Consider the following 22,972-nt stretch of genomic DNA (forward strand, 5'->3'; position numbering starts at 1 on the left):
TCCGTCCCCTTCTGACACTTACGAGACAATGAATTTTTAATGGAAATCGATACCACCTTTATCCAAATAGTGATTGCTTTTCTCGGCATATTTGCTCAGTTATGGATAGCAAAAAGAAATAGAATTCAACTTAGAAATCAAGCAAGCAAAAACATTGATGTTCAACGCCTTGTATCAAATAGAAGCACAGCATCATTTGTTGCAGACAAACGGCAAAAATGGATTGACGAATTAAGGTCTGACATCGCACCATACCTCGCCCTGACACAGGAGATTGTTTGCAAATGGAATATAGTTCGGGAGGAGATGGATCGGCTTTATAGGGTTCAGAGACAACCACCCAATGACATCGAGGAAGATAAAGCGAACAATAGATGTATCTCTTTGATAGATGATTTCAACAAAGATATTGGTGTGCGCGATAGAGAACATCAAGAAAAACACTTTAAGATACTACTACGCTTGAACGCAAAGGAAGCAGATCACATTCTGCTCAGAGACTGCTTGAATAATATACGCAAAAAACTAAAAGAGTTACAGCTTTTTGAATCACAGGAAAGTGCAACGGTTAATTCAAGAGAGGTTGAGAGCTTGATCGAAGAAGCTATGCAGATATCAGAGGTGATTCTGAAACGAGAGTGGACAAGAGTAAAGCAGGAAGTCGCTTTCCCTGAGAAGCTGATTGAAGATGTCAAGAAGTCTATGGCGTGATGGCATAAGCAGAAAGGCCCGCTTTCGCGGGCCTTACCTTTCTTACTGTGTGACGTTTTCCGCCAGGTCAGCAGGTTTCACCTTAGAGGCTGGTGTGCCTGTAGGCTTTGCTTCTACCGGCAAGCGCTCCAGATTTCGCAGGTTGCGCTCAATCCGGATGAAGATGGACAAGAACACGATCAGCAAGAATGCGCCGAAAGCACCGCCCGCATAGTAGAGCGATTGCAAGCCATTCGCCTTTTCCATCTGGTAAGTCGTCATGGCGTTGGCGTTCTTTTCATTGGCCTCGTCTAGTTGCTGTTTGAACTTATTGGTATAGCCTTGAATGAAGTCATCAAAAATAGAAAACGGGTTACTTGCAGGGGCGGCTTTCATAACAGTCTGATCAGAAGATGCTATTTCGAAGGTCTTGGCTAAGCCTTCCAGGTATTTTTCGGCATGCTCTCCCGATGCATACTCCTTGATCCGGCTATCCTCCTTGAAAACGTTGATAAGAGATTCCCGATCAACAACAGTTCTCCCGAAACTTTTGCCATAACGAACAATGGCATCCACCATGCGACCATAGTATTTGTCGTGCGGGTTGGCTCCATTCGCTCTAGCGCTGCTTTCTGTGCCTCCCTTAGTGGACTCAGACGGTTTTCGAGTGATATCTGAGATGACATCTTTGGGCGCGACAGCCGGCTCAATCTTGATAGGATCCGGCGCTTTTTGCAGAAGCTTGGCGGCCCCCGTGAGTTGGATAACAACACCGATTAGAAGCAGACCCGCTACCCCCAGGACAACAAACCGCAAGATCGCCAGGTAGGCATTCTCAAGTTTTTGCAGCATCACAACCCTCCAGTCACTAGAGAAAAAACGACAAAAGCATACACCAAAGACATGGCCGCGTCTGGTTGGGTGGTGACATCAGGACGTGAAACCACTGAGGAAAACTAGCCGAAAGCCTATTTCAAGCGGGGTTACCTTGACAGGCTGGTGTTACAGAACTATCATTTTTACAGCAGCCCGAACTACGTCCAGAGTTCGGGCTTTTTGCATTTTTATCGCAAATTATATGGCATACCTCAACCAAGACTGCCATGACGGAAGGTATCATGCTCATTCCACTAAAACCCAAGAGGCAACGCATGATTACCTACAAAGACCTGACTGAGCGCTATTCTCAATACGATGAAGCTAGAAGCAGATACTGGCGGCGCTTGGGTAATGCAGCCAATCAGCTGACTATTGAGCTGACTGAGTCACTCCAACTGCCCGCCCCCTCTTATCGAGATGAAGAAAAGATCAATCGTTATGTTGATATTGGGAGATACGAAAATGAAGTATTCGAAAGTCTCCACCCTCAACTTATCCCTGGCGACAATGATCTTTCTCTGAGATTCGTGATTCGGGTAGTTTTAGAGACCTCGCCCAACAGCTTTCCTAAGTTGGGATACATCCAGGCCGTTGAGTTTCGCGAAGAGAGTCAGCGCCTTCGCGTTACCCTTCCCGACGGAGATGGCTGGTCAACGTTCATAACTACCCAAGACGTTCCAGGCAGGTTTACCCCTGTGATTGAACAACTGAAGCAAATGATCTTTAACCGTCTCGACGTTGGCATATTTGATTAACCACCAAATGCGCCATGTTGTAGATCGACCTAAAATGCCCCGCCTCCCTGCGGGGCTTTGTCGTTTCTGGAGCCACGAATATGCACATGGAAAAGGCCAAGGCCGTCTACGACGCCTGCCATCTGCGCGAAGGGCAGCATGTGCTGATGGTCTCTGGCCGAGCAGCACGCGTCGCCGTCATCGGGCCGAAGACGATCCGCTTCGACTACCTGGAGCGCAATCAGCCGGACGACTACATCGTCATCCCACGCCACAAGATACCTGAGCTCGTTCGGGTGTGACCACAGGAGAGTCCTATGTTTCAGTCCCTGATAGAAATCGCCACCGCCGCTGCTAAAGTTGTGGCAGCCCCAGTTTCTGTTGCCGTCACTGCAGCTGATGCATTGGCCAAGCCCGTCGCGGCTGTCGCCAAAGAGGGCGCCAAAGTGGTCGAGTCCCTGGCTGACGATATCAAGTCGGCAATGAAATAACCACCTTCTGGGCCAGACCGAGCCCAACGAAGGCCCTACTGAGTAAAAGTATTAATTCTGAGAGGGGCGTCGATGTCTGCGCCGTTTATCTCCGTCAGCACCAACGTCCAGCAACTGCGCCGCAAACTGTCCATGACCGCCCGCGACCAACTGCCGTTCGCCACGGCTCAGGCGCTTACAGCAGTCGCCAAGATTGTCCAAGCCGGCGAGACGGAGCAACTGCGCAACAAGCTGAAAAATCCATCGCCGTTCACGCGCAACAGCGTGGGCATGCGCGGCGCACGCAAGAGCAACCAGGAGGCGATGGTCTTCATTAAGGACCAGGCAGCACGGTATCTCGCACCCTACGAGACTGGCGGACAGCACGTTCTCAACGGGCGAGCGCTGTTGAACCCGAAGGACATCAAGAAGAACGCTTACGGCCAACTATCGCGTGGCACGCTGGCAAGGCTCAGGTCCCGGCCGGACATCTTCATTGGCAAGGTGAAGACCAAGCGCGGCATCGTGAATGGCGTGTGGCAGCGGCCAGTTGATCCACGGCGCGTGACGCTGCTGACCGGCAAGCGCAAGAAGCTGCGCGGATTGAACGAGGTGATGGACGACAAGCGCGGCCATCTCAAGCTGCTGATTCGGTTCGGTGATGCGCTGCCGGTGGAGACTCATCTGGGTTACCACGAGCTGGCCGCGGCCCTGGTCAACCGTCACTTCAATCGTGAGATGGGGCGCACGCTGGCAAAGGCCCTGGCGTCAGGACGGTAGTTCCAATGGGTCCTTCCTAGAGGGTGGAGTTCCACGGGCATTGCGCGCCGTGATGCATCCCTAGCTATCAACTTTTGAAATTTGGGTAACAGGTAACAGATGGCGCTCGTCAAACAGTCCGAGTTTGCAGAAATGCACGGCGTCAGCCGGAAGACCGTAACCACCTGGAAGCAGCGTGGGTGGCTGGTTTTCGTGGGTGAACTGGTGGACGTGGATGCGTCGAATGCACTGCTGAAAAAGTACCGTACCGCCGGGGTTGGGTCTGTTACCTCATCGCAAGAAGGTAACAAGTCGGGTAACAAAACCAGCCAGGTAACAGAGGTAACAGTGCTGCCCGGCGAGACTGCAGCCTCAGCTGCGGATCGCATCATTTCCGTAAGAGGCGCCCCATGGGATACGGACGAAGCGAGGCGGGTAAAGGAAAACTACCTAGCGCTTCTGCACCAGCTTGAGTACGACCAGAAATCAGGTGCTGTTGTTGCAGTGGATGAGGTAGTGGCAGTTGTGGCTAATGAGTATGCCAAGGTACGCACCAAGCTGATGGCTATACCTGCTGAGCAGGCACCGCGGCTGAACCAGCTTAAAACTGTTGCTGAGGTTCAGGACCACCTGCTGCAGATTATTACTGAAGCGTTGGAGGAATTGACCCGTGACGGAGGCGACGCCTGACGCTGGGCGCTATGCCGTCGGGCGTGCAGCCCTCAATCATGGCCTGATAGAGGCCCGCCGGAGGAGTCTGCAACCTCCGCCGAAGCTGTCGCTTAGCCAGTGGGCAGAGCGATATGCAGTATTGTCCCGAGAAACCAGCGCCCAGACCGGCCGCTTTCGTGCTTTTGGGTACCAGGTTGGCATGATGGACGCTGTCACCGACCCAACGGTAACAATGATTACTGTCAAAAAATCAGCCAGGGTGGGTTACACAAAAATCCTCGACCATGTGATCGGGTTCTACCTGCACCAGGATCCGTCCCCGATATTGGTTGTGCAACCCAGAGTGGAGGATGCGGAGGACTATTCCAAGACAGAAATCGCTCCCATGCTGCGCGATACGCCGGTATTGGCAGAGATAGCCGGTGATCCTAAAGCTAAATCGACCGATCAGACGATCCTAAAAAAGGTGATGTCGAACGGATCAAGTATCAGTCTAGTTGGAGCCAATAGCCCAGGCGGCTTCCGCAGGATAACAGCTCGGATAGTCTTGTTTGATGAGGTAAACGGCTATCCGACTGGAGGTGCTGGTGCTGAGGGTGATCAGATCAAGCTGGGTACGAAACGGTCTGAAACATTCTGGAATCGAAAAATCATCCTAGGTTCAACGCCGACGGTAAAAAGCGTCAGCCGAATTGATAAGTCTTTCGACGAATCAGATCAGCGCTACTTCTACGTTCCCTGCCCATGTTGCGGAGAAATGCAGCGCCTCGAATGGGGTGGAGAGGACACCCCGCATGGCATCAAGTGGGACAAGGACGAAAATGGCGTCGGATTGCCAGAGACGGCGCATTATCGCTGCGTGAATGGTTGTGAAATCGACGAAGCTGACAAACCGGATATGGTCAAAGCTGGCACGTGGCGTGCAACCAAGCCATTCAAGGGGCATGCAGGATTTCACATCTGGGCAGGGTACTCGCTGTTCCCAAACGCTTCCTGGAAAAACCTGGTTGCCGAGTGGCTTTCCGTCAAAGATGATCCGCTGGCACGCCAGACTTTCATCAATCTCGTCTTAGGCGAATCGTACGAAGATAAGGGAGACAAGGTTCTAAGCGAGGAAAAACTGGCCGCTAGGGCTGAGGTCTGGGCCGGCGAAGTTCCTGAAGGGGTAGCGGTCCTAACTGCCGCCGGTGACGTGCAAGATGATCGCGTTGAAATTGAGATTGTGGGCTGGGGACGAAACGAAGAGCGTTGGTCGATTGACCACGAGGTTTTCCACGGCGATCCAGGATCAGATGAGTTGTGGGATCGAGTCGACATTCATCTGCGCCGCCGCTGGGTTCGTGCAGACGGGCGCCCATTTGAGGTCATGGCAGCCTGCATCGACTCCGGGGGCAGTCACACCCAAAAAGTTTATGAATTCTGCAAAGCCCGTATTGGCAGAAGAATCTGGGCGGTGAAGGGCGAGTCTGCGCGTGGTGGTGCACGATCACCAGTCTGGCCAACGAAGAAACCCAGCCCGCGCAACAAGGCGACATTCAGGCCAATCATCATAGGCGTCAATACGGCCAAGGATGTTATTCGTCATCGTTTGGCGCTGGAGCAACCTGGTCCAGGGTATATGCATTACCCCGCAGACCGGGACATAAACTGGTACGCGCAACTCCTTGCGGAACGGCTCATCACTAAGACTATAAACGGCCATCGCGCTCGAATCTGGGATCAACTTCCCGGCAGGGCGAATGAGGCCCTTGACTTGGCCGTGTACTCGTACGCCGCGCTCTGCGGACTTTTTCACCTTGGGTTGAAGTTGAATCGCGAGGCCGACAAAACCGCCATTGCGCCAGAGCACCCAGTCCCAATCCCAATCCGCGACGTTCCTCCCCTCATAACAGATCGAGCGGAGCCACCCAAACGGATGAAACTCGCCAGCAGGCTGGCGTGAGAGGACCTATGTTCGACTCCGGCATTCTGCAGGGCATGACGCCTCAGCAGTTGCAGCAAGCCCTGGCTAACGCACAAAACGCTTACTTGGCACTTTGTAGCGGAAGCCAGGGCGAATCCTTTTCTTACACCCAGGGCGACGGCAGCAAAACCGTCACGTTCACTCGAACCAACCTTGCCCAGCTGTCCGCGCTCATTCGGCAGTTGCAACAGGCTTCGGGGATTGTGAGGGTAGGCCGCCGCCCTGCCCGATTCAGGTTCTGATCATGAAATCACCCGTCCAAATCCTGGGGCCGGATGGATATCCTATTCCGCCCAGGCGCCCATCTGCACTGGTTGGGCCTAGCGGCGCACCTTACGACGCCGCGGACATCATGGGTGACCATATGGCGTCCTGGCGGCCGCCGCTTTGGAGTCCAGACACCGAACTGAACATGTATCGGGACCGCATTGTGTCTCGCGTACGGGATCTGGTGCGAAACGATGGCTGGGCCGCTGGTGGTGTCACTCGGATTTTGGATAACGCCATCGGCGCCAATTTCCGTCCGATTGTGAAGCCGGACTATCTGGCCCTGGCCGCGCTCACCGGCAACAAGGAGTTCGATGCCAAATGGGCGGATGAATTCGGCCGTGTAGTCGAGGCGTGGTGGCGTGTGTGGGCCAATGACCCCGGGCGCTATTGTGATCTTGAGAGAAACCTCACCGTCTCGCAAATCATGCGGCTGGGTTTCCGTCACAAGCTGGTGGATGGCGATGCCCTCGCGCTGATGCATTGGAAGGAAGACCGGATCGGCCGTGGCCGCGCGCGGTTCGCCACTACGGTGCAGTTGGTTGACCCGGACAGGCTCAGCAACCCTCAGCAACAATTTGATCAACACCGCACACGCGGCGGGGTAAAGCTCGATGACGATGGCGCCGCCGTCGGCTACTACATCCGAAAAGCCCACCAGGGCGACTGGTTCAGCGCAGCTGACTCCATGAGCTGGGAGCTAGTGGATAGGGAAACCAGCTGGGGCCGTCAGATCGTTGTTCACGACTTTGACAGCGACCGTGCGGGTCAACACCGCGGCGGCGCCGGCATCCTCACCCCTGTGGTGCAACGCCTGAAGATGCTGATCACCTACGACAGCAAAGAGTTGGACGCGGCGATTATCAATGCGATTTTCGGTGCCTATATCGAAAGCCCATTCGATCACCAGTTCGTAGAGCAGGCCCTTGGCGAAAACGACGAACTGAATGCCTACCAGCAAGGGCGCGTCGATTTTCACAATGATCGGCGCATTCAACTTGGCGGCGCGCGGATGCCCATCCTGTTTCCTGGTGAGCGCATTAACGCAGTCACGGCGGCCAGGCCGGCGAGCAACTTCGCCGACTTTGAAAACGCTGTGTTGAGGAACGCTGCTGCGGGTATGGGTATATCCGCTCAGCAGTTGTCGCAGAACTGGTCTGACGTGAATTACAGCTCGGCACGCGCATCGCTGCTGGAGGCCTGGAAAACACTCAGCCGCCGGCGGAGCGACTTCGCCATCGGGTTTGCTCAGCCCATCTTCAATGCGTTCCTCGAAGAGCTTTTTGACGAAGTGGAGCTGCCGTTGCCGGATGGTGCGCCTGATTTCATCGATGCCCGTGCGGCCTACTCGCGCTGCACATGGATGGGGCCGGGCCGCGGTTGGGTTGACCCGGTAGCGGAAAAACAGGGGGCAATCCTTGGAATGCAGTCCGGGCTATCCACGCTTGAGGCTGAATGCGCGGAGAACGTCGGCACCGACTGGGAAGAAATGCTGGACCAGCGCACCCGCGAATACGAGGCATTCAAAGAGCGCGGTTTGCCCTTGCCGCCATTCATGGTGCTCGAAACGGCTACTGAAGCCACAAAGAAACCGGAGGTGCTATGAGGTTTGCACACCTCGCCCAGCGCATGTTTAACACGCCGCTGGCGCTCCACCCAGCCAAAGCCGAAGTCATTATGGCGTCGCTGGCCGAGCGGCTGGGGCTGACTCAAGTAGTCAACGTCAACAGCGATACGCTTGCCTCGGCCATGGAGTCGCCCTATGCGGCCCCTGGTCGCAACCCTCGCGCCGGCTACGAAGTGGTGGAAGGCGTGGCAATCATACCGATACAGGGCACGCTGGTTCAAAAACTCGGTACGTTGCACCCCTACTCCGGCATGACGGGTTACGACGGTATTCGGCAAAATTTTCTGATGGCCCTGGCCGATGATGCCGTGAGCGCAATCATGCTGGACATCGACTCGCCTGGCGGCGAAGTGTCTGGTTGTTTTGACCTGGTTGACACGATCTACGCCGCACGTGGGGCCAAGCCCATTCACGCGATCTTGAATGAGTCGGCCTACTCCGCCGCTTACGCCATCGCCAGCGCTGCGGATCGCATCACCGTGCCACGCACCGGCGGAACAGGCTCCATCGGCGTGATTTGGATGCATGTTGACTGGAGCCAGGCGCTGGCCGATGGCGGGTTTCGCGTCACCTTCATTACCCATGGCGAAAGCAAGGCTGATGGCCACCCGGAGATCCCTCTCAGCAAAGAGGCGAGACAGCGCTTCCAGGATGACATCGATGCCATGGGTGAGCTGTTTGACAAAACCGTAGCCAGGAATCGCGGGCTGACTGAAAAGGCTGTCCGCGAAACTCAGGCGAAAACCTATCTCGGGGCCGAAGGCGTTCGCCTTGGACTCGCAGACACAGTCGCGGCCCCCGACGCCGCTTTCCGGGCCCTGCTTCAAGAGCTGGCCGCCTGAATCAACAAGGAATGAACATGCAAAAACCCCTGATGGCACGGGCAGCAGGTTTCGCACATCTGCTGGGCCTCAGCCCGAAATCGAAGCGCGCCGAAAACGAGGAGGATGAAAAGAAAGACCTCCGCCGTGCGGAAGAAGATGACGAGTCCGCAGAGGACGAGGACATCTCCGAGAAAGAGCGCGAAGAAGATGCCGAGGACGGCGAAGAAGACGCAAAGAAAGCGAAAAAAGCCAAGAAGGCACGCAAAGCCACCAAAGCGGAAGATGACGAGGAAGACGACGAAGAATCGGAAGAGGATGAAGAAGACAAGGAGCAGGCCGCGCGCCGAGCCGAACGCGCCCGCTGTGCCGCAATCTTCCGTTGCGCCTCCGCCGGCGTCCGCCCCGACATGGCTGCCCATCTGGCATTCGAAACTGGCATGAGCGCGAAGAAGGCTATCGCCATGCTAGACGTTGCCGCGGCGGGCGCCCAACGGCGCAGCCCGCTCTCCGAACGGATGGCGGGTTTGAAAAACCCTGCCGTTGGCTCTGGTAGTGCCGAGGCGCCGGATGCGAGCTCGCCGAAAGGTGTAGCCGCCATGATCAACGCCGCCGCTGAAAAAGCACGCGGCCGTTAAAAAGGGAATGCAATGACCCTCCCCGTCCAATCGATTGGCGGTAACCCGCAACAGCCTAGCATTTCCGCCCAAACCTACATCCCCGATCAGTTGATAGCCGGACCGCTTCAGCTGGTAACCGACAATGCGTTGATCGCCAGCGGCCAGGGCGTACTCGCGCGCGGCACCATTCTGGGCGTCGTTACCGCCAGCGGCAAATACATCGTCTCGAAACAAACCGCCACCGATGGCAGTCAAGTGCCGTCGGCGGTCTTGGCCGATGTTGTGGACGCAACCAGCAACGACGCCAATGGCGGCATTTATCTGCAGGGCGAGTTCAATGGCACCGCGCTGATTTTCGACTCCAGTTGGTCACTGGCGGCTCTGAAGCCTCTGCTGCGCCCTCTGGAGATTTACGTCAAGACGTCCGTCAGCGCTGCCGACCCGTCCTAAACCAACCGAAACCCCGAAAAACCCGCCGACCGGCGGGTTTTCTGCTTTCTGGAGATCCATATGCCCGGTGGCCTGATTTACGACACCAATACCCTGATCCAGGTGGTGCCGAACCTGAAGCGAGCGCAGAGCTTTCTGCTCGACACCTTCTTCCCCAATATCGTGATGTCCGAAACCGAGTTCGTTTCGATCGACGTCGACGTCGGCAAGCGGCGCATGAGCCCTTTTGTTTCCCCGCTGGTGGAGGGCAAGCTTGTTGAGCAGCGCCGTTACCAAACCAATGTGTTCAAGCCGGCGTACATCAAAGACAAGCGGGCACCCGACCTGCGCAAACCGGTACGCCGCCAGATTGGCGAGCGTATCGGTGGGGAGTTGTCCGCCGCCGAGCGCGAGATGGCAAACCTGCAGTTCGAGATGGAGGATCAACTTGACATGTTGACCCGCCGTCTGGAGTGGATGGCCGCCCAAGCCCTGCTGCTGGGCAAGGTCACCATCAGCGGCGACGGTTTCCCGACCGTGGTCGTGGATTTTGGCCGTGACGCAAGCCTCACGACGGCGCTGACCGGCGGCGCGCAATGGGGTCAGGCTGGCGTAGTGCCGAGCCAAATGCTGGAAACATGGGGTCACCAGGTCCTGAAAAAATCCGGTGGCGTTTGCACCAATCTGGTATTCACCACCTCGTCCTGGCTGAACTTCATTCAGGACCCGGTGGTGAAAACCGCAATCTGGTACCCGGGTAGCGGCCAGGGCAATACCGTGCAGATCGGTGCCCAGACCCAGCGCGGCGCGGTGTACAAGGGCCGCTGGGGTCAGTACGACCTGTGGCTCTACAACGACTGGTATGTCGATGACAACAACGTCGAGCAGCCGATGTTGCCGGACGGCACCGTCATCATGTGCGGACCGGACATGCAAGGCACCCGCGCCTTCGGCCAGATTCTGGATCCGGCATTCAACTATGCAGGACTGCCGTTCGCCCCGAAGACCTGGATGCAAGACGACCCGGCTCAGCGGCTGATCATGATGCAGTCCTCCCCGATCGTCATCCCGTCCCAAGTGAATGCCTGCTTCGCCGCCACCGTGTGCGCGCCGCAGGTGAACTAAGGAATCGCCATGGCAAAAAGCGATATCGTTAAAGTGATCGTGGCGGTCGGCACCGTGGCGATCGATGGCGTCAAGCACACTGTGGGCAAAGAGGTCGAGGCCGTCAGAGACGAAGTCAAGCATCTGCTGGACAGCGGCATTCTGGTTGAGCCCTCTTCCGCCACCGTGGTGACGCCATCGGATGGTGCGCCGACCGTCAAAAGAGCCGCCAAGCAAGGTGATGGCCCGTCCGCCACCGTGGTGACGCAGTGATCGACTGGGACAAACGCGTCCTCACCCCGTTGATGTCCGTGTTTGGCGAGCCGGTGACGTACACCACCGTCACCGGCCAGTCTCTCGGCATCACCGGGGTGTTCGATGAGGCCTACCGCGCGGTCGACGGCTTGGGCAGCTCGATCTACACCTCCACCGCCCAGCCGGTGCTGGGCATCCGCGCCGCCGAGCTGCCGTTTCCGCCGCAACAGGGCGACCAGATCACTATCCTGCGGACCAATGTCACCTACTCGGTGGCTGATGTTCATCCCGATGGGCACGGCGCCATCAAGCTGATGCTGAACTTTGTGTCCGGAGGCTGACATGCTTTACCGCACTCAATTGCGCAATGCGGTGGTAGCGGCTTTGCAGGCGGCGAACACCCTGGCGGGACAGAAGGTTTATGCCCCGCGCGACCTGCCGGTCACCCCGCCAGGCATGCCTCTGATCCTGGTGCAGACCCCTATGGAGCGAAAACAGGGCCGCGGCCCTGTTGGCGCGCCGCAGTTCCTTACCACCGCAACGGTGGCGGTCAACGCCAGGGTGTCGGCAGCCAGTGCCGGCCAAGTGGAGAGTCTGCTGGACACGCTGTGTGATCAGATTGAAAACGCGGTACTGACTAACTCCGCCGTATTGCGCATGGTTCAGCAGGTGCTGGCGGTGGAAACCGAGATCGAGGTCAGCGCCCAGCAGCGAGATCATCTGGGCGAAGCCTGGATGCGTTTCGACTTCGAGTATCCCGAGCTGTTTGCCTTGCCCGTCACTCAGCCGCTCACCGACATCAATGGCACGGCCATCGCCACCACCGGAAATGGAGTGACTCCGCCGGTCGAATTCGATTTTCACATTCCTCAGGAGTGATCCATGTACGTCAAACCCAAGGACGGTTTCGCCATCCGCGACCCCGACCTGCTTGACCTGTTGCCGGCCGGCGGCCGAGAGGTGCCCGACACCGACTACTGGCAGCGCCGTCTGCGTGATGGCGATGTCGTGCAAGCGGCGCCGGAGGCTTCGGCCCAGGCAGCCCCATCCGTCAAGAAAGGCGGTGATAAATGACCATCCCGTTCAAGAACATCCCGCAGCAAATTCGGGTGCCGCTGTTCTATGCCGAACTGGACAATAGCCGCGCCAACACGGCGCAGGCCAACCAGCGCGCGCTGATCATCGGCCAAGTGACTGCGGCCGCTATTACGGCAGGAACGGTGCCGAACATCCCGGTGATCAGCCAGGGCGTGACCGATGCCCAAACCGTGGGCGGTCCCAACTCCATGCTGGCACTGATGACTGCCTGGTATCGCAAGAACGACCAGTTCGGTGAGGTCTGGTACCTGCCGCTGGCCGATGATAGCAATGCCACCGCAGCCAGCGGCAGCATCACCATCGCCAGCGCGCCCACTGCCGGCGGCACGCTCTATCTGTACGTGGCCGGCATCCGCTATGCCATCCCGGTGCTGCCCACCCAAACGCCGGCGCAAATCGCGGCATTCATCGCCACCACTCTGTCCGCGGACGCGGGTTGTCCGGTGCAAGCCACCAATACGGCAAACAGCGCGGTGGTGACGATTACGGCGGTCAACAAGGGGCCGTGCGGCAATGACATCGACCTGCGGCTGAACTACCTCGGGCCGATCGGCGGCGAAACCATGCCGGTGGGCCTCGGCGTGCAGATCACGGCGCTGACCGGCGGCGCCACCGCGCCCAGTCTGTCGGCGGCCTTGGCCAACCTGGGCGACCAGCCTTTTGACTTCATCGTCTGCCCGTATAACGACACCACCAGTCTGTCGGCTCTGCAGCAGTTCATGAACGATCAAACCGGCCGCTGGAGCTACGCCAAACAGCTGTACGGTCACGTGTTCACCGCGTTGCGCGGCACCCTGGGCGCGCTGACCACCTTCGGCGTCACCCGCAACAATCAGCATGAAACCGTGATGGGCTTCAACGACAGCCCGACGCCGAACTGGCTCTGGGCGGCCGCGCTGGGCGGCGCCGTGGCGGTGAGTACGCGCGCCGACCCTGCCCAGCCCTTGCAGACGGTTCCGCTGGCCGGTGTGCTGGCGCCGCCGGTGCAAAGCCGCTTCCAACTGACCGACCGCAATACCCTGCTCTACGACGGCATCAGCACATTCACGGTGGCACAGGATGGCGCCGTCGCCATCGAGAACCTGATCACCACCTACCAGAAGAATGCGTTCGGCAACCCCGACAACAGTTACCTGGAAGTGGAAACGCTGCATACCCTGGCCTACGTGATGCGATTCCTGCGCACCATGGTCACCAGCAAGTATGCACGGGTGAAGCTGGCCGCAGATGGGACCCGCTACGCGCCGGGATCCAACATTGTGACGCCCTCCATCATCAAGGGGGAACTGGTAGCCGCGTACCGACAGTTGGAATCGCAAGGGCTGGTTCAGAATGGTGATGCATTCAAGTCCGGCCTGGTTGTTCAGTTGGACCCCAGCAACCCGGGCCGCGTCAATGTGCTGTTCCCGCCGACGCTGATCAACCAGCTGCGCATCTTCGCGCTGCTCAACCAATTCCGGCTGCTATAAGCCGCGCAATGGAACGCCGCCTTTGGGCGGTGTTTCGCATTTCTGGGAGCAAACATGGCAGTAGACAACACTTACCTGCTCGCCGGCACCTGCCAGCTGAGCGTCAATGGCACCTCGTATCTGGTGGCCGGCGACTTCGGCTACAGCCCGGCCAAAGTCAAACGTGAAACGCTGACCGGCAAAGACGGTGTGCACGGCTACAAGGAAGAGCCGGTGGCCGGCTACATCAAGGCCAAGCTGCGCGATAGCGGCGGCCTGACCGTCGCTCAGCTCAACCAGATGACCAACGTCACTGTCACCCTGCAGCTGGCCAACGGTAAAAATATCGTGGGCCGGAGCATGTGGACGGTGGAATTCCCGGAAGTCGATTCGGTGGAAGGCACCATCGATGTGAAGTGGGAAAGCTCCAGTGTCGAGGAGGCCTGATGGTGGACGAAAACAAACCCGAAGTGCCGGATGAGCTGACGCTGACGCTGCGCAAGCCGATTGATTTCGGCAGCGAACAGATCCATGTGCTTGAGCTGCGCGAGCCGACGCTGGACGAGTTGGAGAAGTTCTCCAAGGAATACCAGAAGAACGGCCATATCGCGGGCAGCAAGTTTCTGATCTCGCTGGTCAGCGGCCACCCGGTGGCTGCCATTGGCCGCATCGGCGCGCGCGATTACAAGGCCGCCGAGGAGTATCTGGCAAATTTTGTCTGATCGCCCCAGAAGGCTCCATGCCATCCAATTGGATGGACATCGTGGCCGAGGTCACCCGGTTTTACCGCTGGGGGCCTCGTGATGCCTGGGGCCTGACCTGGTCGCGCCTTTCCTGGTGGCGATCGCAAATGCTGAGGATGTGTGATGGCGGGAGCTGACAATCAATTTCGGATCCGCATCACCGCGGACGACCAAGCCGGCCCGATTATCCAGAAGCTGGAAGGCCGGCTTGGGAAGTTCGCCGCTAAAATGGCGCTTGGCAAGAAGGTGGACGACCTGTCCAAATCCCAGCTTGAGCAGCGCGTCACCCAGCGCTTTGAAGGCTTGGCCAAGAAAATCCAGTCCGTTGGCAGCGCGCTGGGCAATACCGCCAGCAATCTATCGGCGCCGGTATCGGCCATCGCCGGCGGCGCCATTGTTGCCGGCATCACCGCCTCCGCCAGCAGCTGGGCCAGCTATGGTAACTCCGTGCTGCGCACCGCGCAAATGACCGGGGTTGGCACGGATGAGCTGCAAAAGCTGCGCGGCGCAGCCAAGCTGGCCGGCATTGAAGCCGAGCAGTTGGACGGCGGTATTGGCGCACTGGGCACCACGCTCAACGATGCGACCAATGGCCGCAACATGGCCGCGCTGGCCATGCTCAACCGCCTGGGCATTACCATCCGCCACACCAAGGATGGAGCGATCGATACTTCCGCCGCGCTGAAGGACTTGGCCCAGGTGATGGCCAACGACAAGATGTCTCCGCAAACCAAGGCAATGATCGCCGGCCAATTCGGTGTTCAAGGCCTGATGCCGATGCTGATGGACGGGCGCAAGAAGTTGGAAGACGACATGCGCAAAACCGAGAAGATGGGTGCCGTCCAATCTCCGGAGAAGCTGAAAGAGGCTGACGCGGCCAAGCGCAGCGAACGTGAAGCCGGCCTAGGGCATCAGCGCGCCAGCAACTGGCTTGGCGATTATGTGGGCCCGATCTACGGCAAGATCATGGAGAGCGCGGCCAAGATGCTGTCAGAGCATCCAGGCATGACGCTGACGGGAATGGCCGGCGTAGGGCTCGGCGGCGCTTGGGTGGTCAAGAAGGTGATGTCCAGCCTGGGGGAGCGCCTGATCTCGTCTGTGGCCACCAGCCTCGGCAAGGCCGTCGCCGGCGAAGCAACCGCCACAGCAAGCCAATCCGCGGCCAAGGCCGGCCTGGACAAGATCACCCGAGCGACGCTGCCATTCTTTGGCGAACTCGCGAGCCGCATCTCCATCGGTCTGAGCTTGCTGCTGCAGTCCGATGAGCTGAACGTCGGTGAAAACGCGATGGTGCTGGCCAATCAAAAGCGCTATGGCATTGGCTCGAGAAGCTGGCATGGTCTTGACCTGCAAAGCAAGGAATTCGCTGACCTGAAGGACAAGGCAAAAAAGGCATACCAGCCCACGCTTGAGTTCGGAGATGAGAAAGCGCTGGAGTATATAAAGCGTTACATCAAAGAGAACCCGAATGCCAAGCCGGCCGGGTGGACGGAAGATGAGGAGGCGCCCGCCACCCCGGGACAAAAGCTGAAGCAGGCGGCGCAGCCGGCTCCACCGCAGAAGGCGCAGAGCACAAAAGCCATGCCGCGCGGAATCCGCAACAATAACCCCGGCAACCTGCAGTTTGTTGGCCAGACCGGCGCCGTCAAAGAAGGCGGCGCTGGCGGCCGGTTTGCCGTTTTCAATTCACCGCAAGCCGGGCTGGATGCAATGGCGAAGCAGCTCAAGCGCTACTCCAACTCCGGGCTTAACTCTGTGAGCGACATTGTGCAGAAATGGGCGCCGAGTTCCGAGAACAACACAGCGGCCTATGTTTCGGCAGTGGCCAAGCGCATGGGGGTTAGCGGTAGCCAGTCGCTGGACATGAGCCGTCCCGAGGTGATTCGGTCGCTGATGGACGCCATGATCGTTCACGAGAACGGCAACAATCCATACTCCCAAAAAATGCTGGAAGCTTCCGCTGCGTCGGCGGTGACATACACAGGAAGGTCAGGAAGTGGAAAGGCGGTCAAGCCCTTGGCCTCGCCTGTCGCGGCGGCCTCCTCGGCCGTCACGGGCAATGCCGCGGTAGTGGAGCCTTCGCAGAAAATGCTGATCGAGCAACTGAAGTCGCTGCAAGACGCTGTCACCAAACTTTCCGACATGAAGGTGCAGGTGGCGGTCAGCGGTCTACCGGCCGGCGCGCGCGCCACGGCAACAGGAGGCTCCGCAGTAGCGAGCAATACCCCGCGATACAGCTACCCGATGCCGGAGATGATAACGCCTTAGCGCATGCTGCAAGAAACATTGGTGTTGCCATTGACCTCCTCAAAGGAAGCAATTGATTTCTTCAGGGACTCTTCGGAGTTTTTTGAGGCGTCAATAACCCCAGCCTCGATGGTTGCCAATGCTGTACGAGCACCAAACAGATTAAAACAGCGCTCTTTGGCATTCATCGAGTTGGCGATATTGACCAGGAAGTCATAGCTTGGGCTGCTGTCTTTGAAGGCATCAATCATGGCATGCGATGCACTGCGAAGCTCAGCCACGGTGACCTTGCGCGCACTGATGGCAATGCCATTCTTATAGGTCTTTATGGTGTAAAAGCTGGGAGCTGACTCAGCCGAAAGATGAACGAAGGCCAGAGATAGCACAAGAAAAGCTTTGGGTAATGAAGTCATATGGGGTGTTCAGCCTTAGGCCACATAAAAACTGACCAGCTACAGTTTCCTTAATTATGTATCGGTAATATTTTATCCATTTTCACAAGGCATGCAATGAGCTTCCAAGACGTCCTGAACACAGTCAGCCGAGCCGCCGGCGCGCTGGATGGCGTTGTCTCCGCTGCCGGCCAACTGACCAATGCTCTGGGGCTGGGGGGGCAGTCTTATTGGGACCAACTGCGCCCGGCCAGCTATCGCGGCATTCCGTTTGCTGTGCTGGCCTCGGATGTAGAGCTTGGGCGCCGGCTGGCTGAGCACGAGTACCCAAACCGCGATGTGCTGTGGGTGGAAGATCTGGGGCGCCGCGGCCGGCGTATCAACATGATCGGCTTTCTGGTTGGCGACGATGTCATCAGCCAACTGCAGCAGATGGCTGCCGCCGCAGAGCAGGAAGGCCGCGGCGAGTTGGTCCACCCGACGCTGGGCACGCTCTATGTCAGCTTGGGTCCGATGCGCGTGTCAGAGCGCTGGGACCAGGGGCGCTATGTCGAGTTGTCGATGCAGTTCATCGAGGCCGGAGACCGCGAATTTCCGGGCGAGCAACAGGACACGGCCAGTTGGCTGCACGACCTGGCGGACCAGGCCGGCCTATCCGTTGAGGCTGATTTTGTGGCCGGGCTGATCAACCAGGTGAAGCAAGGCGTAGCCGTAGTGCAAGCCGTGGTCAATGTCGCCGCGCAATGGGTCACTCGGATCAATCAGGTGGTCAATGCAGCCAAGAGCATTTACAACTCGGTTGCTGGCATTGCGGGCCAATTGCAGCGCATGGACAGCTTTGCCAATCGCTACGGTGATCCGCGCGGGGTGGCTGCGCCCAGTAGCCCAACCCCCTCGCCCACCCGCCGAGCAGTCGCCGCCAGTGCCGTGCAGCGTCAAACCGTCGCGGTAGCCGCTGGCGCCGTGGCAACAGCCGCGGGCAGACTGGGCGCTCAGACATCAGCCATCCAGCCCTTGCCGGCCGCGGTAACGCAATCCGTTCAGACGCTGTGCGCGTCCTGCGCCAGCCCCATGGATGCAATCAATGTGCTGACTGCGCTGCATCAAATGCCGATGCCACAAAACGTCGACACATCGCCCATGGGGAAAGCCATGACCACGGCACAGCAACTGACCGTGACCATGATGCGTCGCGCGGCGGTCATTGGTGTGTGCCGATCGGTCGCCGACTATCAGCCGGTCAGCTATGACGACGCAGCGGCATTGCGGGCACGGGTTGCCCTGCTGGTGGAAAACGAGGCTGTAGCGGCTGCAGATGCCGGGGATATGGCTAGCTATCTTGCATTGCGCAATTTACGCACTGCGGTGGTTGCAGATTTGACGGCAAGAGGTGGGTCTTTGGCGCGCATCACGCAAGTGGCGATCCCGCAACCGATGCCATCGATGGTACTGGCTCAGCGCCTATATCGCGACCCCGCGCGCGCAGCGGAACTGGCGAAACAAGCCGGCGCCATCCATCCGTTGTTCATGCCGACGCAGTTCAAGGCGCTGGCTCAGTAGAAATTGGGTTTTCCGGCATGGGGTAGGTGATGTTTTTGTACTTCTCGGCTTGCTGCTTTGACCACTTCTCGCGCATCTGCGGCGTGATCCCCTCCTCGCTCCATCTTTGCCCTTTTGGTACCACCTTCTTCTGACAGTAGAAGGTCGAGGGATGGCCGATGTTGTTGTTGTGGAGCACCCAGCGCGGACCGGCCTGCTGACATGCGGCCTCGGTCTTATAGAGGCCCTGCGGCACCACGCCGCCTTGCCAGCCGTCGGCCATCACCATCACCAACAAAAATCCAATCATTGCGGCCTCCGTCATGACATCGAGTTGAGAGTATGGACGATCTTACCCTGGTTACCAATGGACAACGCATATCGGGATGGACATCGATCACCGTCGTCCGCGGGATTGAGCGGTTTCCATCGGGCTTCAATATCAGCATGACCGAGCGCTTCCCCGGCGAGTTTGGGAAATTGCTGCTCTATCCCGGTGATCCGGTGCAGGTGCTGCTGGGCACCGATGTGGTGGTGACAGGGTATGTCGATGATTTTACACCCACGCTGAATGCGTCGACTCACTCCATCGCCGTGAGCGGGCGCGGCAAGTGCCAGGACCTGGTGGACTGCAGCCATTTCTATCAGGGCTGCCAGATGACCAACATCACTCCGCTGGCGATGGCTATCAAGCTGGCCACGCCATACGGGATCAATGTGTCGTCCGATGTGGGAGCCGGCGAAGCGGTTCCTATATGGCAACTGCAATGGGGCGAGACCCCCTACAACATCCTGGAGCCGGTTGCTCGCAACAGCCAGATGCTGATTTACGAAAACCCCGACGGTTCACTGCGTCTGTCGCAAGCCATGCGCCCGGCCGCCGGACAGCGTTATCCCGCCCTCGCCGAGGGCGTCAACATCGAGTCCATCACCATGCGCTGGTCTATGTCGCAGCGGTTCAGCCAATACATTGGCCGCAGCTTGCCGATGGACACGATGAGCGATGCCGGCACTGGCCCGGATGTGATTGCCATCGTCACGGATCCCGGAGTGCCACGCCTGCGCGTGCGCAGCATCATTGCCGAAACCGGTGACACAACCGACTACCAGATCACCAAGGCTAGAACCAACTGGGAAGCAGCCCGCCGCGCCGGCCGGAGCCTGCAAGCCACATTGACGGTGGATAGTTGGCGCGACGATTCCGGCAACCTGTGGCAGCCCAACACGATAGTGACGTTGACCGCGCCAACGGTGCATGTTCCACGCGTCAACTGGCTGGTATCGGATGTAACTTATCGGCGTGACGCCACCGGCACACATGCGGATTTGGTGGTGATGCCACCGGAGGCGTTTGCTGTCCAGCCCATTAATCTGTTCCCAACTATGCGCGATGTCGTCGCCGGTGTGGCCAATGGAGGCAAGCCATGATTCAACAAATAGAGCGCCTGGCACGCCGCATCTGGATGTTGCTGGGGCGCGGACGCATATCGGCGCCGGCCAACGATGTAGGCCCCATCCAAATCCTGCAGGTGCAGCTTGGCGCGGACGAAACACGGGACCACTTGCGCCGCGCGGCTGAATTCGGGTTTACAAGTCACCCGCCGGTGGGCACGGACGCCATTGTGCTGTTCCCTCAAGGTGACCGTAACAACGGCGTGGTGGTGGCCACCAATCATCAGGGCAGCCGGATGAAGGGGCTTCAACCGGGCGAGGTGGCGATCTTCGACAACCAGGGTCAGTCCGTCTATTTGACCCGGGCCGGCATCGTGATAAACGGCGCCGGCCTGCCGCTGACCGTGAATAACACACCGACAGTGACGGTCAATGCTGCAACCAAGGTGCAGCTGAATACACCCGAACTGGATGTCAGCGGACAGATCAAGGCCGGCGGTGACATCACCGATAACGCTGGCAGCAACGCCCACTCCATGGCTCAGATGCGATCCATCTACAACGGCCATGACCATGCCGTACAGGGCGTTCAAAGCGGCGGGTCAACTGTTACCACCCAACACCCCAACCAACAGGAATAAGCATGGATATCTCCACCGTGTGGGTGGCGGGCACTCATGGCGACTGGGCTCAGGCCGGGCCAGGTCTGTTATCGGGCAATGACCTGCAGTCCGCCATCCTGATCAGCCTGTTCACTGATCGCATCGCGGGTCCGGATGACGCTGTACCTGATGGCAGTGGCGACCCGAGAGGCTGGTGCTTGGACGATGCGAAGCCGATCGGTTCTCGGCTTTGGCTGTTGCAACGCTCCAAACAAACCCGAGAGACAGCCAACCGCGCGCGCGACTATATCGTCGAGGCCCTGCAGTGGCTGATTGACGACGGGGTGGTGGCCAAATTCGATATCACTGTGCAGTGGGTTGCGGCCTCCACGCTGGGCGCCCAGGTCGTGGCCTACAACAGTTCGGGCGCGCGGACTCCGCTGCAATATAAGTGGGCCTGGAATGGAGTGAGTTGATGCCCTACGTGAAACCAACACTGACCGCATTGCGCCAGCAGGTGGCGCAGGATATTGCCGCCACCGTGCCCGGAGGCGATGGCCTGCTGCGGTTCAGCAACCTGGGCGTAATGGCTGCCGCGCAGGCGGCCATGGCTTATGGCCATTACGACTACATCGACTTTGTAGCCAAGCAATCCACGCCGTGGACCGCCACTGGTGAGTTCTTGCAGGGCTGGGGGGCGATGAAGGGGGTTTACATCAAGCCGGCTGCCGTGGCCAGCGGCTCTGCAACATTCCCGGGGCAAGTCAACCAAACATTGCCTGCCGGCACACTGATCAATCGTGGCGATGGCCAGCAATATGCCGTCACCAGCGACGGCGCGGTCGGATCGAGTGGCACGGTAACCGTTCCAATCGCCGCCGTTGCTGACCCGACTGGTTTGGTTGGCGCGGTAGGTAATACCCCTGCCGGCACTCTCCTCTCGCTTGCTCAGTCCGTCCCTGGCATTCAGGCTTCCGGCTACGCCGCGACGGCGCTGACTGGCGGCGCGGATCTTGAAGATGACGAAGCGTATCGCGCCCGCGTGCTTTCTGCGTGGCAATCCACTCCGCAGGGCGGCGCGCGTAGCGATTATGAGATGTGGTCGCTGGCCGTGCCGGGCGTCACGCGCGCGTGGTGCGCGCCGAATGGATTCGGCGCCGGCACGGTGGTTGTATACGTCATGCTGGATGGCGCGGAATCCGCAAATGGAGGGTTCCCAGTGGGAAGTAATGGAGTATCCCAATTTGACCAGGGGCCGGGCGGCGTGCCGCGCGGCGTGGTAGCGACCGGCGATCAGCTCATTGTGGCCAACGCCATTGCACCATTGCAACCGGTAACCGCGCTGGTTTATGTGGTGTCCCCCATCGCTCAGCCGGTGTCGTTCACAATCAAGGGCGTGCCGCTGGCGTCACAAACAGCCGTCAGCTTGGCAATAGCCGGCGTGTTTTTCCAGTATGGCAAGCCTGGCGGCAGCATCCCGTTGCAGCTGATCTGGTCTGCTATTGCTACGGTTTCCGGTGTAAGCGATTTTATCGTGGTCTCTCCGGCTGGGTCCGACATCACCAGCCCAGTCGGCAATTTGCCTGTGCTCGGCGCCATAACCTGGCAGTGAGGTTCTATGCCACTTCCCAATTACACTGCTCTGGATTACCAGGGTGCGTTGCAGCGTTTGCTTCCACGCGGGCGTGTGTGGCCGCGCGATCAAAATGCCGTGCAGTCCAAGGTGTCGCTAGCATTGGCTCAGATTTATGGCCGCACCCATAGCCGGATCAACAATCTGCTGGTGGATGCGTTCCCGGCATCGTCAACAGAACTTCTGCCCGAATGGGAAGCAGCGCTGGGCCTGCCTGATCCGGTCTTGGGGCTTGCAACCACGATGGCCGGTAGGCGCCAACAAGTAGTAGCCAAGCTGACCGCCACGGGCGGCCAGTCCGCGGCGTACTACCAGTCGGTGGCCGCTGGCTTGGGGTTTTCCATTACCGTCACCAATTACGCGCCATTTCGCTGTGGGCAAAGTAGTAGCGGCCAGGCGGTTGGTGCGGTGGATTGGCACCATACCTGGTCCATCACCGCTTCCAGCAACACCATAAACCACTTCGCTGCCGGCGCTAGCGCATCAGGCGAACCGCTTTCTGTTTGGGGCAATGCCATTCTGCAGTCCATTCTGCAGCGTATTGCACCAGCTCACTCCATCCTGCAGTTCAGATACTCCACGTGAGGA

At 58.6% G+C, this 22,972-nt stretch carries 30 protein-coding genes; 27 read left to right on the forward strand and 3 right to left on the reverse strand.

Annotation, left to right across the window (positions count from 1 at the left end; genetic code table 11):
* The first annotated feature begins 39 nt into the window (after positions 1 to 39).
* The gene (locus ACUXV1_RS00560) at positions 40 to 711 is read left to right on the forward strand and encodes a hypothetical protein (RefSeq protein ID WP_446014386.1); all 672 of its coding nucleotides are present in this window, start codon (positions 40 to 42) and stop codon (positions 709 to 711) included.
* 42 nt (positions 712 to 753) lie between these two features.
* Here the strand turns inward: ACUXV1_RS00560 and ACUXV1_RS00565 are convergent, their stop codons facing one another.
* Entirely contained in the window at positions 754 to 1,542 is a 789-nt protein-coding gene (locus tag ACUXV1_RS00565) for a hypothetical protein (protein WP_446014385.1), read from the reverse strand.
* 299 nt (positions 1,543 to 1,841) lie between these two features.
* Here ACUXV1_RS00565 and ACUXV1_RS00570 point away from each other — a divergent pair, with 299 nt between their 5' ends.
* From ACUXV1_RS00570 to ACUXV1_RS00665, 20 genes are all read left to right on the forward strand, one after another.
* Positions 1,842 to 2,324 (forward strand): hypothetical protein, encoded by a 483-nt coding sequence (locus tag ACUXV1_RS00570; protein WP_446014384.1) that lies wholly within the window; start codon positions 1,842 to 1,844, stop codon positions 2,322 to 2,324.
* A gap of 80 nt (positions 2,325 to 2,404) precedes the next feature.
* Positions 2,405 to 2,605: a hypothetical protein gene (locus ACUXV1_RS00575; protein WP_446014383.1), complete on the forward strand. Its 201-nt coding sequence runs from the start codon at positions 2,405 to 2,407 to the stop codon at positions 2,603 to 2,605.
* Positions 2,606 to 2,620: 15 nt separating this feature from the next.
* Positions 2,621 to 2,794, forward strand: coding sequence for a hypothetical protein (locus ACUXV1_RS00580; RefSeq protein ID WP_156038778.1), 174 nt, complete (start codon positions 2,621 to 2,623; stop codon positions 2,792 to 2,794).
* 72 nt (positions 2,795 to 2,866) lie between these two features.
* A complete protein-coding gene (locus ACUXV1_RS00585; protein WP_446014382.1) occupies positions 2,867 to 3,553 on the forward strand; it encodes a hypothetical protein in 687 nt (228 codons plus the stop codon).
* 99 nt (positions 3,554 to 3,652) lie between these two features.
* Complete coding sequence (locus ACUXV1_RS00590) at positions 3,653 to 4,222, forward strand: hypothetical protein (RefSeq protein ID WP_446014381.1); 570 nt, start codon at positions 3,653 to 3,655, stop codon at positions 4,220 to 4,222.
* Positions 4,203 to 6,146, forward strand: coding sequence for a phage terminase large subunit family protein (locus tag ACUXV1_RS00595; RefSeq protein WP_446014380.1), 1,944 nt, complete (start codon positions 4,203 to 4,205; stop codon positions 6,144 to 6,146). The genes ACUXV1_RS00590 and ACUXV1_RS00595 overlap by 20 nt, the downstream gene beginning before the upstream one ends.
* Positions 6,147 to 6,181: 35 nt before the next feature.
* Positions 6,182 to 6,409, forward strand: coding sequence for a gpW family head-tail joining protein (gene gpW / locus ACUXV1_RS00600; RefSeq protein ID WP_446016824.1), 228 nt, complete (start codon positions 6,182 to 6,184; stop codon positions 6,407 to 6,409).
* Positions 6,410 to 6,411: 2 nt separating this feature from the next.
* Positions 6,412 to 8,040, forward strand: a complete 1,629-nt coding sequence (locus tag ACUXV1_RS00605) for a phage portal protein (protein ID WP_446014378.1) — start codon at positions 6,412 to 6,414, stop codon at positions 8,038 to 8,040.
* Complete coding sequence (locus ACUXV1_RS00610; RefSeq protein WP_446014377.1) at positions 8,037 to 8,903, forward strand: S49 family peptidase; 867 nt, start codon at positions 8,037 to 8,039, stop codon at positions 8,901 to 8,903. Before ACUXV1_RS00605 ends, ACUXV1_RS00610 begins: the two co-directional genes overlap by 4 nt.
* A gap of 17 nt (positions 8,904 to 8,920) precedes the next feature.
* Positions 8,921 to 9,520, forward strand: a complete 600-nt coding sequence (locus tag ACUXV1_RS00615) for a hypothetical protein (RefSeq protein WP_446014376.1) — start codon at positions 8,921 to 8,923, stop codon at positions 9,518 to 9,520.
* Positions 9,521 to 9,532: 12 nt separating this feature from the next.
* Positions 9,533 to 9,952 (forward strand): head decoration protein, encoded by a 420-nt coding sequence (locus ACUXV1_RS00620; RefSeq protein ID WP_446014375.1) that lies wholly within the window; start codon positions 9,533 to 9,535, stop codon positions 9,950 to 9,952.
* A 60-nt stretch (positions 9,953 to 10,012) separates the two neighbouring features.
* On the forward strand, positions 10,013 to 11,056 hold the full coding sequence (locus ACUXV1_RS00625; protein ID WP_446014374.1) for a major capsid protein: 1,044 nt from the start codon (positions 10,013 to 10,015) through the stop codon (positions 11,054 to 11,056).
* A 9-nt stretch (positions 11,057 to 11,065) separates the two neighbouring features.
* Positions 11,066 to 11,308 carry a hypothetical protein gene (locus ACUXV1_RS00630; RefSeq protein WP_446014373.1) on the forward strand — a complete coding sequence of 81 codons (243 nt, stop codon included), beginning with the start codon at positions 11,066 to 11,068 and terminating at the stop codon, positions 11,306 to 11,308.
* The gene (locus tag ACUXV1_RS00635; protein WP_446014372.1) at positions 11,305 to 11,631 is read left to right on the forward strand and encodes a head-tail joining protein; all 327 of its coding nucleotides are present in this window, start codon (positions 11,305 to 11,307) and stop codon (positions 11,629 to 11,631) included. The genes ACUXV1_RS00630 and ACUXV1_RS00635 overlap by 4 nt, the downstream gene beginning before the upstream one ends.
* Position 11,632: 1 nt before the next feature.
* Complete coding sequence (locus tag ACUXV1_RS00640) at positions 11,633 to 12,169, forward strand: hypothetical protein (RefSeq protein ID WP_446014371.1); 537 nt, start codon at positions 11,633 to 11,635, stop codon at positions 12,167 to 12,169.
* Between the two features lie 3 nt (positions 12,170 to 12,172).
* The gene (locus ACUXV1_RS00645) at positions 12,173 to 12,364 is read left to right on the forward strand and encodes a DUF2635 domain-containing protein (RefSeq protein ID WP_446014370.1); all 192 of its coding nucleotides are present in this window, start codon (positions 12,173 to 12,175) and stop codon (positions 12,362 to 12,364) included.
* Positions 12,361 to 13,857, forward strand: a complete 1,497-nt coding sequence (locus tag ACUXV1_RS00650; protein WP_446014369.1) for a phage tail sheath subtilisin-like domain-containing protein — start codon at positions 12,361 to 12,363, stop codon at positions 13,855 to 13,857. Before ACUXV1_RS00645 ends, ACUXV1_RS00650 begins: the two co-directional genes overlap by 4 nt.
* A gap of 54 nt (positions 13,858 to 13,911) precedes the next feature.
* Positions 13,912 to 14,283, forward strand: a complete 372-nt coding sequence (locus ACUXV1_RS00655) for a phage tail tube protein (protein ID WP_446014368.1) — start codon at positions 13,912 to 13,914, stop codon at positions 14,281 to 14,283.
* Positions 14,283 to 14,558, forward strand: coding sequence for a phage tail assembly protein (locus ACUXV1_RS00660; RefSeq protein WP_052370300.1), 276 nt, complete (start codon positions 14,283 to 14,285; stop codon positions 14,556 to 14,558). Before ACUXV1_RS00655 ends, ACUXV1_RS00660 begins: the two co-directional genes overlap by 1 nt.
* A gap of 144 nt (positions 14,559 to 14,702) precedes the next feature.
* Positions 14,703 to 16,847, forward strand: a complete 2,145-nt coding sequence (locus ACUXV1_RS00665; protein WP_446020041.1) for a hypothetical protein — start codon at positions 14,703 to 14,705, stop codon at positions 16,845 to 16,847.
* On the opposite strand, the gene ACUXV1_RS00670 is transcribed toward ACUXV1_RS00665, so the two are convergent.
* The gene (locus tag ACUXV1_RS00670) at positions 16,844 to 17,239 is read right to left on the reverse strand and encodes a hypothetical protein (RefSeq protein ID WP_446014366.1); all 396 of its coding nucleotides are present in this window, start codon (positions 17,237 to 17,239) and stop codon (positions 16,844 to 16,846) included. The genes ACUXV1_RS00665 and ACUXV1_RS00670 overlap by 4 nt on opposite strands.
* Before the next feature lie 96 nt (positions 17,240 to 17,335).
* On the opposite strand from ACUXV1_RS00670, the gene ACUXV1_RS00675 reads away from it, so the two are divergent.
* On the forward strand, positions 17,336 to 18,778 hold the full coding sequence (locus tag ACUXV1_RS00675) for a DNA circularization protein (RefSeq protein WP_446014365.1): 1,443 nt from the start codon (positions 17,336 to 17,338) through the stop codon (positions 18,776 to 18,778).
* On the opposite strand, the gene ACUXV1_RS00680 is transcribed toward ACUXV1_RS00675, so the two are convergent.
* Positions 18,759 to 19,067: a hypothetical protein gene (locus tag ACUXV1_RS00680; protein ID WP_446014364.1), complete on the reverse strand. Its 309-nt coding sequence runs from the start codon at positions 19,065 to 19,067 to the stop codon at positions 18,759 to 18,761. The genes ACUXV1_RS00675 and ACUXV1_RS00680 overlap by 20 nt on opposite strands.
* Before the next feature lie 32 nt (positions 19,068 to 19,099).
* On the opposite strand from ACUXV1_RS00680, the gene ACUXV1_RS00685 reads away from it, so the two are divergent.
* The 5 genes from ACUXV1_RS00685 to ACUXV1_RS00705 are packed head-to-tail and all read left to right on the forward strand — an operon-like array spanning position 19,100 to position 22,969.
* Positions 19,100 to 20,185: a phage baseplate assembly protein gene (locus ACUXV1_RS00685; RefSeq protein WP_446014363.1), complete on the forward strand. Its 1,086-nt coding sequence runs from the start codon at positions 19,100 to 19,102 to the stop codon at positions 20,183 to 20,185.
* Positions 20,182 to 20,790 carry a phage baseplate assembly protein V gene (locus tag ACUXV1_RS00690; RefSeq protein ID WP_446014362.1) on the forward strand — a complete coding sequence of 203 codons (609 nt, stop codon included), beginning with the start codon at positions 20,182 to 20,184 and terminating at the stop codon, positions 20,788 to 20,790. Before ACUXV1_RS00685 ends, ACUXV1_RS00690 begins: the two co-directional genes overlap by 4 nt.
* Positions 20,791 to 20,792: 2 nt before the next feature.
* Positions 20,793 to 21,227, forward strand: coding sequence for a phage GP46 family protein (locus tag ACUXV1_RS00695; protein ID WP_446014361.1), 435 nt, complete (start codon positions 20,793 to 20,795; stop codon positions 21,225 to 21,227).
* Complete coding sequence (locus tag ACUXV1_RS00700) at positions 21,227 to 22,363, forward strand: baseplate J/gp47 family protein (protein WP_446014360.1); 1,137 nt, start codon at positions 21,227 to 21,229, stop codon at positions 22,361 to 22,363. The genes ACUXV1_RS00695 and ACUXV1_RS00700 overlap by 1 nt, the downstream gene beginning before the upstream one ends.
* A gap of 6 nt (positions 22,364 to 22,369) precedes the next feature.
* Positions 22,370 to 22,969 (forward strand): YmfQ family protein, encoded by a 600-nt coding sequence (locus tag ACUXV1_RS00705; protein WP_446014359.1) that lies wholly within the window; start codon positions 22,370 to 22,372, stop codon positions 22,967 to 22,969.
* The last annotated feature ends 3 nt before the right edge of the window (positions 22,970 to 22,972 follow it).

This window comes from Chromobacterium sp. W521, assembly GCF_052805975.1.